Below are 14,032 nucleotides of genomic sequence, written 5' to 3'. Positions count from 1 at the left end.
GGTGCCGGTCAATCGCCGTAGATCATCCGCCACCAGCGACGGTGGCCGGTGTCGATGCTGACCAGAACACTCATCCCGGCGCGCAGGGGCGGATCACCCGGACGGGAATTGATCTTGATACGGACGGGAATGCGCTGCACCACTTTCACCCAGTTGGCCGAAGAATTTTCCGCAGGCAGCACCGAGAAGGCGCTGTCGCTGGCGCGGCTGATGGCTTCAACGGTGCCGTGCCAGACATGGCCTGGATAGGTATCCACGGTGAATTCGACATCATTACCCTCGTGCACATAGGTCAGGTCCGTTTCTTTCATATCGGCCGAGACCCACAAATCCGTCGAAGAAACCATGCCGACAGAACTGGTTGTGGTGAAGGAGGACAGCGAGGAAACCACCAGCGTGCCGGGCTGCAGCGAGTCGACCTCGCCCACCACGCCATCAAACGGCGCGCGCACCACGGTATGGGACAGCTGGCGCTTGGCTTCAGCCAGCGTTGCTTTGGCCTGCGTATAGGCCGGATATTTTTCCAGTGGCAGGTTGGGATTGCCCTTCAGCTTGGCCAGATTGGTCTGGGCCGCCTGTTGCTGGGTGACTAAGGTTGCCTGTGCACCACGCAAGGCCTGGCGCGCATCATCCATCTGCTGGGCCGAGATCGCATTGCTTTTCGCCAGCGCAAGATAACGCTTATAGGTAATCTCGTTCAGTTTGACGGTGGCCTGCTGCGCATTGATCGAACCGACCTCGCTCTGATAGGTCGCTTTCAGCGCATTGAGGTCGAGGGCCGTCTGATCAACCGCCGCCTGATCATTATCAACGGCAATCTGAAAGGCCTGCGGATCAAGGGTGAACAGAATATCGCCCTTGTGCACAAACTGGCCCTGACGGACATCCACCGTTTTGACAATGCCCGACACATCCGTCGTCACCATCAGCTTGGCAGCGCGGATATAGGCGTTATCGGTGCCCGAATAGCGCCCCCCCGAAAGCCAGAACGCGGCGGAAACCGCTGCCACAACGACGACACCACCGATCATGCCGATACGCTGCAGACGGGACTTGTCCTGCAGCAGATCCCGCAGGCGTTCACCCAGCCCGGCACGCGGCGGCACAATTTTGCTGTAATAGGTTTCATCACGGCGATTAGGCGGAACACTCATACGTCTTTTTCCTTAGGTTCAGCAGACGGGACCGAGGCCAGCATTTCCTGGCAACGCATCATTCCCGCCGGTGAAAGCTTGTTCTTCATGTGCTTAAGGGCAGCGATTGCCCCAGCCTGATCCACAGGGCTCAAATCCCCGATCAAATCGGCACTCCACTGGTCCCGGCACGCCTTAATACGAACCAGGATCGGTTCCGCCTCCGGTAGCAGATGCAACCGATTAACCCGCCGGTCGGACGGATCAGGGCAGCGTTTCACCAAACCACTGGCCTCCAGCCGGTCGACCAGACGGGCGACCGTGATGGGTTCAATCTCGCAATGGGCCGCCATCTCGTTCTGGGTCATGCCGGGTTTAAAATGCAGATGTACCAAAATAACACACTGCGCCCGTGTCATGCCCCATTCCCGCGCTTTCTGATCGAACTTCGTCCGCATCAGATGGGCGACATCATGCACCAGATAGAAAAGGTCGTTTTCGGTGTCGTGAAGCATAGGGTCCTTACACGCGTTAAGATAAGCACGCATATCATAACGTTGCTTATTATAACTCACCATAAGGAGTGGCGGAATTTTGAAATATATGTGGCTTTTTTGTGGTATGTCTGACCAGAGCGCTAGAAAATAGCAACGGCCCGCATTGGTTGGGATGCAGGCCGCTTTAAAAATACCAATACAGTCAAACTATGGACGAGAGACTATTGCCCGGCATCGCCGATCTGCTTCCAGATCTGACGTACCCGCGCCTTGGCGGCAGCAGGCAGCGGCACATAGTCGAGTTTCTCGGCGGCGCCATCACCATGGCTGAAGGCCCAATCAAAAAAGGCCAGTACCGAGGCGGCGTCCGCCTTATCAGTCGGCTTTTTACGCATCAGCACATAACTCGGTGCGGTAATCGGCCAGGCGCCGTCTGCCGCACTATCCAGCATATCAACGGCCTCGTCGGGCCGCGCACCGGCCACGCCCCAGTCAACCCCGGCAGCGGCAGCCCTGAAGCTGGCGGCACCGGGTGCCACGATCTTGCCCGCCTTGTTGCGCAAGCGGACATAGCCGAGCCGGTTCTGTTTAGCATAGGTGTATTCGACAAAACCGATCGCCCCTTCGGCATGCATCACATGGTTGGCGAGCCCTTCGGTGCCTTTGGCCCCAATAACCTGCTGAGGCCAATTGACAGCAATACCGACACCGATTGTCTTGCTCCAATCCGCAACGAAGCGGGCCAGATACGCGGTGAAGGTATTGGTCGTACCCGATTTATCGGACCGTGTGACAATGGCAATCGCCCGGTCTGGTAAGGCCAGCCCCGGATTGAGCGCCTTGATCGCCGGATCATTCCAGTGGCGGATCACCCCGCGGAAAATGTCGGCCAGTACGGGCCCGCTTAAGATCAATTGCCCCGGGGCCACCCCTTTGAGCTGCACGATCGGGACTACGCCGCCGATGATGGTGGGAAACTGCACCAGCTCAAATTTATCCCGTTCGGCAGCCGACAGCGGCACATCCGACGCGCCGAAGGTCACAGTACCTGCCTCGATCTGGGCAATCCCACCGCCCGAACCAATCGACTGATAGTTCACACGCTGACCACTGGCCTTGTTGTAGCCATCCGCCCAGGCCGCATAGACCGGATAGGGAAAGGTTGCACCAACGCCGAAGCCCGCCCCCGCAGCCGACGCCGCCCCGCACAGTCCGAAAAGCGCCGCTATCGCGACGAAAACATAACCGATCCGCATTGCCGTAAAGCCTCCCAGGGCTAGCCGAAGCATCATCATAAAGAGTGGCGCAACCACGGGTAAAGCCGCTTATGCGCTACGCCCCTGCTGCATATTCCTGCCGCAAGAGAAAAAGGGGCGGCAACACGCCGCCCCAGTTCACGAAAAACACCAGATACACACTGAGGAACGAGAACAACGCACTTACTTGACGCTGATTTCTTTCCAGCTGGCTTCAATTTCCTTCACGGCCACTTCCGGCAGCGGCACATAATCGAGCTTCAGCGCCGCATCATCGCCCTTTTCAAAGGCCCACTTGAAGAACTTCAGCACATTGCCGGTGGCAACCGGATCGGACGGCTGCTTATAGACCAGGATGTAGGTGGTCGCGGTGATCGGCCAGCTGGTTTCACCGGGTTGATCGACCAGGATGATATAGAAACCGTCTTTGGCAGCCGCGCCCCAATTGGCATTGGCAGCAGCAGCCTTGAAGGTGCTCGCATCCGGCACAACCACTTTGCCCGACTTGTTGACCATGCGGGTGTATTTCAGATGGTTCTGCTTGGCATAGGCATATTCGACATAGCCAATCGAACCGGCGCGCTGGGCCACGTTACCGGCAACACCTTCGTTGCCCTTGGCGCCAACGCCCGTAGGCCAATCCACCGAAGTGGCCGCACCAACATCCTTGCGCCAGCCTTCGCTGACACGCGACAGATAGGTCGAGAAGATGAAGGTCGTGCCCGACCCGTCGGAGCGGTGCACCACCGAAATCGCGGTCGCTGGCAGATTGACCGAGGGGTTCAGCTTCTTGATTTCCGGGGCATTCCACTGGGTGACTTTACCCTGGAAAATGTCGGCCAGCACCTTGCCGTCCAGCACCAGCTGGCCGGGGGCAACACCCGGCACGTTGACCACCGGCACCACGCCGCCGATCACGGTCGGGAACTGGGCCAGACCAAACTTGGCCAGCTCGGGGCTTTTCAGCGGCGCATCAGATGCACCAAAAGCCACCGTACGGGCTTTGATCTGGGCGATACCGCCGCCCGAACCGATCGACTGATAGTTCAGACCAACGCCGCTGGCCGCCTTATAGGACCCAGCCCATTTGGCATAGATCGGATAGGGGAACGAGGCACCGGCGCCTGAAATATCGGCCGCCAGGGTGCTGGTGGCGATGGCAGCCACCGAAGCAATCCCGACAACGGCCGAGAGGAGGGTTTTCATATTTACGTTCATCATTTTACCTCTTTTCAAGAGTGAGAACCGTCAAGGATCGGCTTAGTTGGAGAACTGCAGGCGCACGCCGAAGACATTCATGTCCTGGCCGATCTGGGTGAAGTTGTTGTAGGCCTTCTGCTTGTCGATGCTGACAACTTCGTCATAGAGGCCAAGGCGGACCACATTGTTGAGATACCAGTTAATGCCGACAGTGAAGATCTTCTGCTCGCCGCCACGGATGCCCTTGGAGATATCCGGGTTCCAGTTGAGGTCGGTATTGCTGTAACGGGCGACCAGTTCCCAGGCACCCCAGGAATCACCGCTCCACGAGAAGGGACTGGCAACCTTCGGGCCGGCCCAGCCGCCAATTTCGTTGTTGGTGGCATTGACGTTGTAAAGCTTGGTTTCGCCGGTCAGAATCCACGACCATTCGGCATACCAGCCCGAGAAGTTCGGATGGCCGCCGCCCGTCGCCGAGGTGCGATCAACTTCAAACTTGGTGTATTCGCCAGCGATATAGAAGTTTTCCCAGTTGGCGCTGCCGTCGAAGGAATACATCGTCGAATGACGCGCCGCGATCGAGCCGGTGGTGATCAGCGCGGTGTTATCGACACGGATTTCCGGCGTATCCTTCAGGGTAAAGACGGCGCTGTTGGTGGCGCTGCTGCCCTTCCAGGTGTCAGCCGAAGCGGCCGTAAAGCCCAGCACGGCGTTAGAGACGCCATCACTCCAGAAACGATAGGACAGACGACCGAGGAACTGGGTCGGCTCGTCACCCTTGTTGCCATGGCCCGAAGTGGAGCCAACCGTGCTGCCGGTATAGGCACCGGTGAGCACAAAGTTATCGCCCGGCAGCAGCAGATTTTCGTACTGATAGGCCAGTTCGACACCACGACGACCATCGGCGCCGCCATAGGTGCTGGTGGCAATGGCATCAATCGAGGGCCGTTCCATGAACATCAGCTGGCCCGACGATGTGGTGCCTTCCAGCGTCATCGCCGGCTCGATCACGCCAACATTAATGCGGACATGCGGAATGCCGGTATAGGCGATACGGGCGATGCTGAGAGCGGTCGCTTCACTCTGCGAGCCGCCGCCATTAAAGCGCAGTTCGTACCAGAAATCGTCAAAGGCCTTGCCTTCGACGCCGAAGAAGGCGCGACGGACCACCGAGCCCGAGCCCAGATCCTTATATTCGGCCGTATTGGAGGCTTTGGTCGGCGAATCCTGCATGAAGTTCGCCAGATCGTCCTGGAAGCGGACGCGGATCGCCATGGTAAAGCGGCCGTCACCACTGGAGATGGTCGGACGGGCGTTGGCAAAACTTACCGTGGTATCGTTGAAATTCTGTTCCAGTGCAGACAGGCGCGAATGATCGGACTGTGCCTTGGTTTCCTGGGTCTGCAACTGATCTTCGAGAGCCTGAACGCGTGCCGCCAGCTCGGCGTTGGTCGGTCCCTGCTGGACAGCGGGGGCCGCTGTCGCGGTTTCGGTCGCGGCAGGCGTCGTGTCAGCCTTTTTCTCGGTCGCTTTTTTGGCAGCAAAACCGGCTTGGCCCATCGCAACAAGTGCGACCACGGCAACACCGGCCATTAATACGGACTTCCCCTTCATATGACCCTCTCGAAAAAAGTTATGGAACCCGCCTGGGCAAATACCGACAAATGAAACAGAACAGCACACTGGCGGCGTCGTTCCTTGTGTGGGGCAGCAATGACAAGGGGCGGTAACACCAAAGCGACAGTTTGATGAAACTAATGTGTCAGCCCGCCACAGGGCTGTTTTTTCATGTGTAAAGATTTGTTTAAGGCGTGCACGGCATGATGGGGTGGGCAGCAGTAAGCAGCCCGTGCGTGGAGCAGAATGTAATGGCCGAACCAGTAATCGTCATCAAACGCGTGGTTAAGGGCGGGCACGGGCACCATGGCGGTGCCTGGAAAGTGGCCTACGCCGACTTTGTTACCGCCATGATGGCGTTTTTCCTGCTGATGTGGCTGATCAATCAGACATCCCCGGACCAGAAAAAGGGCATCGCCGACTATTTTGCGCCGCAAAATGTTGCCCAGACGGTGGGCGGCTCAGGTGGCGTGCTGGGTGGGCGGATCATGGGCGAATCCGATTCGCGGGCGGGCGGTACCGCCTCCAACATGCAGAAGAACAGTCCGAAATCACCGAATAACAATGCGCAGACGGCGCAGAACGGTTCGGTCAGTGGCGGCATTGCCTCCTCGCAGGGGGCGCAGACCAACGCCCAGGGCAACGCCAACAGCGATACCAATTCATCCTCGACCCAGGATGGCGATTTTGCCCACGCGGCCGAGGCCATCCGTCAGGCCATCCACGACAACCCCGACATTGCCCAGCTTTCCAAGCAGGTGCTGCTCGACCAGACCCCGGAAGGTATGCGCATCCAACTGGTCGATCAGGACGGTCGTCCGATGTTCCAGACCGGCAGCTCGGCCCCCATGCCTTACACACGCAAGCTGCTGATCGCCATTGCCAAGATCGTCAACAGCCTGCCCAACCGGATTTCGATTAGCGGTCATACCCAGGCGGCGGCCTATGACGGCCCCGGCAACAAGACCAATTGGGAACTGTCGGCGGAACGGGCCAATGCCGGCCGGCAGGTGCTGGCCTCGGCCGGTCTGTCGCAGGATCGGATCTATGAGGTGTCGGGCAAAGCCGGTTCGGAACCGCTGCTGCCGGAAGATCCCAATGCCTCGGCCAACCGCCGCCTCAGTATTCTGCTGATGCGCGAAGCCCCCCCCGTTCCGGTGGGTCGCCGGCTATAGTTTTTTTGACCGGCCCACTGGCCAGGTCAGGCGTTTGGTTGTCGAATGTACTGGACCACATCATTTGGTCTGCGAGTAAGGCAAGACCATTCGGACGAAACCGTGACCGACCAGCGCCAAACCTGCGTTCCGCAATTTTATCTGACCCCGGTAGGCTCCTGCCCGTATCTGCCCGGCCGTCAGGAGCGCAAGATTTTCGCCCGACTCGACGGCCCCTTGGCACAGGGGCTCAACAATGCGCTGACCCAATCGGGCTTTCGCCGCAGCCAGACCATTGCCTATAAGCCCTCCTGTGATGGCTGCCATGCCTGTGTTTCGGTGCGCATTCTGGTCAACGACTTTGTCTTTTCCCCCAACCAGCGCCGGGTGCTGCGCCGCAGCCGCGATCTGGTCAGCCGGGAAACCTACCCTAAGGCGACGCGCGAGCAATACGCCCTGCTGCGCACCTATCTTGACACCCGTCATGCCGATGGCGGCATGAACGATATGAGCCTGTTCGAATACGCCGCTATGGTTGAGGAAACGCCGGTCAGAACCCGGATTTTTGAATACCGCCAGATCGGTGGCGCCGGTGGGCTTTCTGGCGACACCCAGGAAAATCCGCTGATAGCCACGGCGCTGACCGACATCTTAAGCGATGGCCTGTCGATGGTGTACAGCTTCTTCCACCCCGGCCTGACCCGGCGCAGTCTGGGCAGTTTTATGATTCTGGATCATATCCGGCGGGCGCAGGCGATGGGACTGCCCTATGTCTATCTTGGTTATTGGGTCCAAGAATGCGTGAAAATGCGCTACAAGGCGCGTTTCACCCCATTGGAAACCTTAACATCGGAAGGCTGGCAGCGGCATGATACTCCGCCTACGACCGATCAGAAGGGTGACGCCAGTTCATAACTGGCAAACAATAGCGTACTGACGCTTTTGGCCGCACCAAAAGGCAGCACCAGATCGACATGATCCGCACGCATATCACCAAGGGCTATATAGGGGCGCATCACCACCGGCGCACCGGATGCGACACAACGCGTCAGTGCCTCTTGCAGAAGCGTAAAGATGTCACTAGCCAGCGTATCAACATAACTGTTAGTGGCTTCCCGCCCCAGGCGGCGGATCAGGCTAAGACCGCAATAGTCAATGCGAAACCGGCCAGAAAGAATACGTTCAATCCATGCGACATTATTCTGCCACGGCTCAAGCATATCAACGCCAAAACCACCTGCGGGCAACTTCGCACCATGGTCGCATTTATCCGTCCACCACGCTTGCAGAGCCGTCAGTTCTGGCGGCAATGCCGGCCATGTAGCAGCGCCTTCTAGCAACATCCCACGGTACCTCCCGGCCCCCTATGTACTATATAGTAAACACACTGTCATATATATTGCGTTGTTACAAAAGACACAAATCGACTTGTCTTCAGCCATGGACATCTTAAGACAAGTCGGGGAAAACTTACGGCGCCTGCGCAGGCTGCACGACCTTTCGCAAGAAGCCGTGGCGCTTGAGGCCGAAGTTGCGCGCAGCTATATGAGCGCGCTGGAACGCGGAAAACGCAATCCAACCCTGCAGCTGCTGGAACGCTTAGCCTGGGCACTGGATACGACGGTGATCGACCTGATCTCTCCCCCCGAAGAAGAGAAGCGTACAGCGCAGCGCACGGCCAAGCCCAAACGCAAAAGTGCCAAGCCCGGACGCCGCCATAAATAGCCGCCCATGGCTTCGCTATAGGCTTCGTCATAAATATGTGACGGCGCTGACGCAAAACACCGTCTGCCTGCGGACGTTTACAGCGTCAGACTAACGCCGGCCAAACAACCTTTCGATATCGGCCAGCTTCAGCTCGATATAGGTCGGGCGGCCATGACTGCATTCACCGGAATGAGGGGTCGCCTCCATCTCGCGCAGCAGGGCATTCATCTCTTCAGGGACCAGACGCCGCCCGGCCCGGACCGAGCCATGACAGGCCATAGTCGCGACAACCTCGTACAGGCGTTCCTTCAGCGAGTGGGCGGCGCCCTGCTCGGCCAGATCATCGGCCAGATCACGGATCATCGCCTTAACATCGCTCTGGCCCAACAAAGCCGGCGTTTCACGCACCAAGATCGCATCCGGCCCGAAGGCCTCGACCACCAGACCCAGCTCGGCCAGCTCGTCGGCATGGGCGGCCACCCGTGTCACCTCGGCCGGGTCCAGATCAATCACCTCGGGCACCAGCAAGGGCTGGCGGACCACCCCGCCGCTTTCGAGCGCCTTTTTAATCTTCTCGTAGGTCAGGCGCTCATGGGCGGCATGCTGATCAACAATGACGATGCCGTCTGCGGTTTGCGCCACGATATAGGTGTTGTGCAATTGGGCGCGGGCGACACCCAGCGGATACTCAGATGCCGAAGCCGGTGCCTGAGGCAGGGTTGGCACGTCATCCGCTTGCGGAAGGTTGTCGCCATAACCGGTCGCAGAACCATCCACAGCCCAATCGGACGTTTCGGATGGCACACCTGGCGGGGCCGATGGCGGTGCGGTAAACAAAGGGGCCTGAAAGGAAAAGCTGCGTCGGGTTTCGGCCACACCGGCAGGCGGCACGCCAAGATCCAGACGCGGGCCGGGATTATAGCTTAAACCGCTGTGCGGGCGCAGGGCCGACAGTGCGGCCTCGGCCACGGTGGTCGAAGTGCGCCGGTCCGCCGCGCCAATGGCGACTTTGAGCGAGGAAACAATCAGCCCACGGACCAGCCCGCTGTCGCGAAAACGTACCTCAGCCTTGGCCGGATGCACATTGACATCAACGAAGGCGGGATCACATTCAATAAACAAGGCCAAAGCCGGGTGACGGTCACGGGCGAGAAAGTCGGCATAGGCGCCGCGTACCGCACCGACCAGCAGTTTATCGCGCACCGGTCGGCCATTGACGAACATATACTGCATCAACGCATTGGCGCGGTTATAGGTTGGCAACCCGGCAAAGCCGCTGATCGCCACCGTTTCACGCTGCGCCGACACCGGCACCGAATTGTCGGCAAAATCGCGGCCCATCAAACGGCCCAGCCGATTAAGTCGGCCTTCAAACAGATCGGCCTCGGCGGGCAGATCGAGCACGCGCCGACCATCAAGATCAAGGCGGAACGCCACATCGGCCCGCGCCATCGCCAGACGGCGGACGACATCCTGAATCGCCAGATCTTCCGAGCGCTGACTTTTGAGAAATTTCAGCCGCGCCGGGGTGGCATAGAACAAATCCCGCACCTCGACCCGGCTGCCATGCTGGCCCGATGCACGAAAGCCTTCCGGCACCACCGGATAAACCGTGCCACCTTCCACCCGGATAGCATGGGCATCGCCGTCTTTGGTGCGGCTGGCAATGGCAAGGCGCGCCACCGCCCCAATCGACGGCAGGGCTTCGCCCCGAAAACCCATAGTAAAAATACGGGTTAAATCGTCTTCCTTCAGCTTCGATGTGGCGTGGCGTTCAATCGCCACCGCCAGATCGTCCGGCGTCATCCCCTCGCCATCATCGGCCACCGCAATCAGCTCGGCCCCACCGCCCGAAGCTGCGATCTCGATGGCTTTGGCCCCGGCATCCAGCGCGTTTTCCACCAGCTCTTTCACCGCGCTGGCGGGGCGTTCGACCACCTCACCGGCAGCGATACGGTTGACAGTACCTTCGGATAAGCGACGAATCTTCATGGGGCGATTATAGCGGTTTGGGTCAAGACTGCATCATTCGCGGAACGGGTTGCTCGAGCGCTTCTGGGCCGGGGCAGACCCCGCCACCACCACGGTCAGCTTGTCCGAGGCATAAAGTCGGCGCGCGGCACGTTTGACATCCTCGAAACTGACCGCATCGATCAGCGCCCCATGGCGCTCGACATAATCGACCGGCAATCCATCCGCCATGAACCCGGCCAGCGTGGTGGCGATATCCTCGTTCGAGGCAAAGGCCAGCGGGAACGAGCCACGGACATAGGATTTGGCGTCGGTAAATTCCTGCGCCGTCGGCCCGGTCATGGCGAACTGGCGCAACGACTGGCGCACGATGGCCAGCATGGCACGGACCTTTTCGGGTTTGGTCTGCACCTCGCCCAGCACCAGACCGGCGCGGGCAAAGGTCATCAAATCGGTCGACACATCATAGGTCAGCCCGCGATTTTCCCGCAGCGCCCGACTTAAGCGAGATTCTTCGGCCCCGCCCAGAATGGTGTTGGCGATCAGTCCGGCCAGAAAATCCGGGTCACGCCGGGTAAAGCCGGGCAGCGCGAAAATGGTATCGGACTGCGAAACCTGCATGGCCATAACATGCTGGCCTGCCGCGCCGACAAACCGCGGCAGCGCCACAGCCGGAACCGGCCGCAGCGGTAGCGCCCCGAACGCCGACCGCGCCAGCGCGGCGGCGGTCTTTTCATCGACATCGCCCGCAATGGCGATCTTGATATCGCCCGCCACCCAATGGCTGGCAACAAAGCCACGCAAATCCTCGCGGCTGATCGAAGCCAGCGCGGGCTTGGCCCCTTCGACCGGATGGCCATAGGGATGGGCCCCGAAATAAAGCGCGAAAAAGCTGTTCCACGCCACGGCCGAGGGGTCTTCATGCTCGCGGTCGAGATCCTGCATCATCGACAGCCGCACCCGGGTGATGGCGTCATAGTCAAACCGCGGGCGTGACAGCGCCAGCCCCAGCATACGAAAAACCTCGCGGGCATCGGGCGACAGCACTTTCAGCGAAATCACCAGCCGGTCACGATCGGGCGTTGCGGTCAGTTCGACCGCGCGTTCGTCGAGCGCATTGTGAAACGCATCGCCGTCAAGGCTGCCCGCGCCTTCTTCGAGCAGCGCTGCCGCCATCGCGGCCAGCCCCGCCTTGGTCGAGGGATCATAGGCCGAGCCTGCGGGCAGGCTGGCGGTCATGGCAATGACCGGCACGGTATGATCCTCGGCCAGCCAGACCACACTGCCCTTGGGGGCCTTGATCGCCTTGACCGACATCGCCGCCGCCGGACTGAACGCCAAAGCAAGACCGATCAGGGCAGTCATCAGCAGCCGGGGCATCGCCGTCACCGCCCCGGCGTGAGCAGAACACTCACCGCTTCTTTGCGTGACAGACCTGCGGCCGCCTTTTTGACACCATCCGCACTGACCGCCTGAATCCGGGCCGGCCACAGCTGGACATCCTGCGCGGTCAGCCCGATCATCAGCGCCCGGCCAAAGGCCGATGCCATCTCGAACTGATTATCGCGCCGCAAAAGCACGCCCGCCACCATCTGCTTTTTGGTGCGGTTAAGATCGCCCTGTCCCGGCCCACGGCGGGCAAAGCTGGCAATGGTTTCATCGATGGTCCGCTCGAGCACCTCAAGCGGTACACCGGGGCGCGGTTCGGCGGAAATCGACAAGGTGCCGCTGTCACGGGCATAGCCATCATAATCGACCACGACACTGGTCGCCAGATGGCGTTCCAGCACCAAAATGCGATAGAGCGCCGAGGCGCTGTCACCACCAAGCATGCGGGCGAACAACTCCAGCGCTTCGGCCTTGCCGGGGGCGGCTTCGGCATAGCTCGGCACCCGATAGAGCCGTAAAAAAGCCGGAACCTTGACCGACCGCAAGGACAGGTTCAGCCGGGTTTCCCCCAGCCGCGGGGCTTGCGCATAGTCCGTCCGTGCCACCAGATTGCGCGACGGCAGCGGGCCATATTCGGCTTCGGCAGCTGCGCGCACGTCCTCGGGGCTGACATCGCCCGCCACGATCAGCAGGGCGTTGTTGGGCGCATAATGGCGGTAATAGAAATCGGCAGCCTCGGCCCGGCCGATATGGCGGATTTCCTCGGCCCAGCCAATGGTCGGGCGGCCATAGGGGTGAGACAGATGCAGCGCCGCAGCGGCCTGTTCCTCGGCCAGCGCCGATGGATCATTATCAATACGCTGGCGGCGTTCGGCCAGAATAACATCGCGTTCGGTGGCCACCGCCGCTTCGGTCAGAACCAGATCGCGCATGCGGTCAGCTTCCAGATGCATCATCTGGCGCAAATGCTCTTTACCGACCCGCTCGTAAAACATGGTGTAGTCGGGTGTGGTGAACGCATTGTCCTCGCCACCGGCACGCGTCACCGCCTGTGCAAAGCCCGAACCCGGCACCGCCTTGGTGCCGCGGAACATCATATGCTCGAAGAAATGCGCCATGCCGGACAGGCCGGGCGGATCATCGACCGAACCGGTGCGAAACCACAACATCTGGGTGACGACCGGGGCACGCCGGTCGGTCAGCACCATGACCTGCAAACCGTTCTGCAGGGCAAACTGGAACGGCCGCGGCGTTTCGGCGGCTTTGGCGGCCCCTTTGGGCGCAGCCAGTGCGGCACCAGTTACCAGCCCAAAGGCGGCAACCAGAGCAAAAATCAGGCGGAAGCGGTTTTTCGTATGCGACGTCATGAGGGCCATCTTGCCTTAAGCGAAACGAAACGGACAGAGCCTTGAGGCCCTGTCCGCTTTGCAAGCGATGGAAATCATATACTTACGGTACCAGTGGGGGACGAAATCCGCCCACCACAGGTACCGGATGTGGTACCGGCTTAAAGCCAGTCGAACCAGCCGTCGAACCAGCCCGAATCATCTTCATCCGGCTTGGGGCCCGCGCCGCCGTTAACGGCTTTGCCCGCATCCCGCTGGGCCGCGATACGCTTGGCCTCGGCATCGGCATCGACCAGTTTGCCGGGTTCGGGTTTCTTCTTTTCCTGCCAGAACAGAATGTCCTTGGTGAAGCTGTCGTCGGTGGCCAGCTGCGACTTCAGATCAGAGGCCAGATGCTGACGCACATCGGGGTCGGCATTGGCAACACCGGCATTGGCCAGCAGTAGTTTTTCCGCCGAACTGGCCGGGCCCTGCATCGAGGCAGCAATCGCCGCCGGATCCGTGCCATAAAGCGAGGCTTGCGCATTGGTCGCCGGATCGGACTGATTGGTCGGCGCAGCGCCGGGCTTCGGCGGCATCAGACCGAAATCGGGCGGCATGATCAGCGGCCCTTTGGTCAGCACAGTGAATTCATCCGGCGGCATCTTGTTCATACCAGCGGCCTTACGCAGGCTTGAGCAGTTGCACAGCGACACGCCGACGACAGCCACAAGGGCAGCACGCGCCAGATAGGAAGCCTTAAACGACAAACGCATGGTCATA

The 14,032-nt window shown here is 60.0% G+C and carries 13 protein-coding genes; 3 read left to right on the top strand and 10 right to left on the bottom strand.

Going from position 1 to position 14,032, the window contains the following annotated elements; translation table 11 throughout:
• Window positions 1-8 precede the first annotated feature (8 nt).
• The 5 genes from ACZ5RI_RS04420 to ACZ5RI_RS04400 all read right to left on the bottom strand — a co-directional run bounded on the left by ACZ5RI_RS04420 (window position 9) and on the right by ACZ5RI_RS04400 (window position 5,700).
• A complete protein-coding gene (locus tag ACZ5RI_RS04420; RefSeq protein ID WP_464514897.1) occupies window positions 9-1,154 on the bottom strand; it encodes an HlyD family secretion protein in 1,146 nt (381 codons plus the stop codon).
• Window positions 1,151-1,648 carry a MarR family winged helix-turn-helix transcriptional regulator gene (locus ACZ5RI_RS04415; protein ID WP_464514896.1) on the bottom strand — a complete coding sequence of 166 codons (498 nt, stop codon included), beginning with the start codon at window positions 1,646-1,648 and terminating at the stop codon, window positions 1,151-1,153. Before ACZ5RI_RS04415 ends, ACZ5RI_RS04420 begins: the two co-directional genes overlap by 4 nt.
• 203 nt (window positions 1,649-1,851) lie before the next feature.
• Entirely contained in the window at window positions 1,852-2,886 is a 1,035-nt protein-coding gene (gene pstS / locus ACZ5RI_RS04410) for a phosphate ABC transporter substrate-binding protein PstS (RefSeq protein ID WP_464514895.1), read from the bottom strand.
• Between the two features lie 183 nt (window positions 2,887-3,069).
• Window positions 3,070-4,104 (bottom strand): phosphate ABC transporter substrate-binding protein PstS, encoded by a 1,035-nt coding sequence (gene pstS / locus ACZ5RI_RS04405; protein WP_464515547.1) that lies wholly within the window; start codon window positions 4,102-4,104, stop codon window positions 3,070-3,072.
• Between the two features lie 42 nt (window positions 4,105-4,146).
• Window positions 4,147-5,700, bottom strand: coding sequence for an OprO/OprP family phosphate-selective porin (locus ACZ5RI_RS04400; RefSeq protein WP_464514894.1), 1,554 nt, complete (start codon window positions 5,698-5,700; stop codon window positions 4,147-4,149).
• Window positions 5,701-5,954: 254 nt separating this feature from the next.
• Here ACZ5RI_RS04400 and ACZ5RI_RS04395 point away from each other — a divergent pair, with 254 nt between their 5' ends.
• Both ACZ5RI_RS04395 and ACZ5RI_RS04390 read left to right on the top strand, forming a co-directional pair.
• On the top strand, window positions 5,955-6,878 hold the full coding sequence (locus ACZ5RI_RS04395; protein WP_464514893.1) for a flagellar motor protein MotB: 924 nt from the start codon (window positions 5,955-5,957) through the stop codon (window positions 6,876-6,878).
• 102 nt (window positions 6,879-6,980) lie between these two features.
• Window positions 6,981-7,772 carry an arginyltransferase gene (locus ACZ5RI_RS04390; protein WP_464514892.1) on the top strand — a complete coding sequence of 264 codons (792 nt, stop codon included), beginning with the start codon at window positions 6,981-6,983 and terminating at the stop codon, window positions 7,770-7,772.
• On the opposite strand, the gene ACZ5RI_RS04385 is transcribed toward ACZ5RI_RS04390, so the two are convergent.
• Window positions 7,748-8,200: a hypothetical protein gene (locus ACZ5RI_RS04385; RefSeq protein WP_464514891.1), complete on the bottom strand. Its 453-nt coding sequence runs from the start codon at window positions 8,198-8,200 to the stop codon at window positions 7,748-7,750. The genes ACZ5RI_RS04390 and ACZ5RI_RS04385 overlap by 25 nt on opposite strands.
• 97 nt (window positions 8,201-8,297) lie before the next feature.
• Between ACZ5RI_RS04385 and ACZ5RI_RS04380 the strand changes: the two genes are divergently transcribed.
• Entirely contained in the window at window positions 8,298-8,582 is a 285-nt protein-coding gene (locus ACZ5RI_RS04380; protein WP_464514890.1) for a helix-turn-helix transcriptional regulator, read from the top strand.
• A 90-nt stretch (window positions 8,583-8,672) separates the two neighbouring features.
• Here the strand turns inward: ACZ5RI_RS04380 and mutL are convergent, their stop codons facing one another.
• From mutL to ACZ5RI_RS04360, 4 genes are all read right to left on the bottom strand, one after another.
• On the bottom strand, window positions 8,673-10,556 hold the full coding sequence (mutL, locus tag ACZ5RI_RS04375; RefSeq protein WP_464514889.1) for a DNA mismatch repair endonuclease MutL: 1,884 nt from the start codon (window positions 10,554-10,556) through the stop codon (window positions 8,673-8,675).
• Window positions 10,557-10,589: 33 nt separating this feature from the next.
• Window positions 10,590-11,915, bottom strand: coding sequence for a M16 family metallopeptidase (locus tag ACZ5RI_RS04370; protein WP_464514888.1), 1,326 nt, complete (start codon window positions 11,913-11,915; stop codon window positions 10,590-10,592).
• 5 nt (window positions 11,916-11,920) lie between these two features.
• Window positions 11,921-13,291, bottom strand: coding sequence for a M16 family metallopeptidase (locus tag ACZ5RI_RS04365; RefSeq protein ID WP_464514887.1), 1,371 nt, complete (start codon window positions 13,289-13,291; stop codon window positions 11,921-11,923).
• 140 nt (window positions 13,292-13,431) lie between these two features.
• Window positions 13,432-14,025 carry a DUF3035 domain-containing protein gene (locus ACZ5RI_RS04360; protein WP_464514886.1) on the bottom strand — a complete coding sequence of 198 codons (594 nt, stop codon included), beginning with the start codon at window positions 14,023-14,025 and terminating at the stop codon, window positions 13,432-13,434.
• Between the last annotated feature and the right edge of the window lie 7 nt (window positions 14,026-14,032).

The sequence above is a fragment of the Micropepsis pineolensis genome, assembly GCF_055392125.1.
The sequence above is the reverse complement of the archived record's forward strand: the minus strand, read 5'-3'. Positions and strand labels throughout refer to the sequence as shown.

Bases quoted from the DNA above. Each gene is read 5' to 3' on its own strand.
- ACZ5RI_RS04400 (WP_464514894.1), bottom strand. From the start codon at position 5,700: ATGAAGGGGAAGTCCGTATTAATGGCCGGTGTTGCCGTGGTCGCACTT.
- ACZ5RI_RS04380 (WP_464514890.1), top strand. From the start codon at position 8,298: ATGGACATCTTAAGACAAGTCGGGGAAAACTTACGGCGCCTGCGCAGG.
- ACZ5RI_RS04385 (WP_464514891.1), bottom strand. From the start codon at position 8,200: ATGTTGCTAGAAGGCGCTGCTACATGGCCGGCATTGCCGCCAGAACTG.
- ACZ5RI_RS04365 (WP_464514887.1), bottom strand. From the start codon at position 13,291: ATGACGTCGCATACGAAAAACCGCTTCCGCCTGATTTTTGCTCTGGTT.
- pstS (WP_464515547.1), bottom strand. From the start codon at position 4,104: ATGAACGTAAATATGAAAACCCTCCTCTCGGCCGTTGTCGGGATTGCT.
- mutL (WP_464514889.1), bottom strand. From the start codon at position 10,556: ATGAAGATTCGTCGCTTATCCGAAGGTACTGTCAACCGTATCGCTGCC.
- ACZ5RI_RS04415 (WP_464514896.1), bottom strand. From the start codon at position 1,648: ATGCTTCACGACACCGAAAACGACCTTTTCTATCTGGTGCATGATGTC.
- ACZ5RI_RS04420 (WP_464514897.1), bottom strand. From the start codon at position 1,154: ATGAGTGTTCCGCCTAATCGCCGTGATGAAACCTATTACAGCAAAATT.
- ACZ5RI_RS04360 (WP_464514886.1), bottom strand. From the start codon at position 14,025: ATGCGTTTGTCGTTTAAGGCTTCCTATCTGGCGCGTGCTGCCCTTGTG.
- ACZ5RI_RS04395 (WP_464514893.1), top strand. From the start codon at position 5,955: ATGGCCGAACCAGTAATCGTCATCAAACGCGTGGTTAAGGGCGGGCAC.
- pstS (WP_464514895.1), bottom strand. From the start codon at position 2,886: ATGCGGATCGGTTATGTTTTCGTCGCGATAGCGGCGCTTTTCGGACTG.
- ACZ5RI_RS04370 (WP_464514888.1), bottom strand. From the start codon at position 11,915: ATGCCCCGGCTGCTGATGACTGCCCTGATCGGTCTTGCTTTGGCGTTC.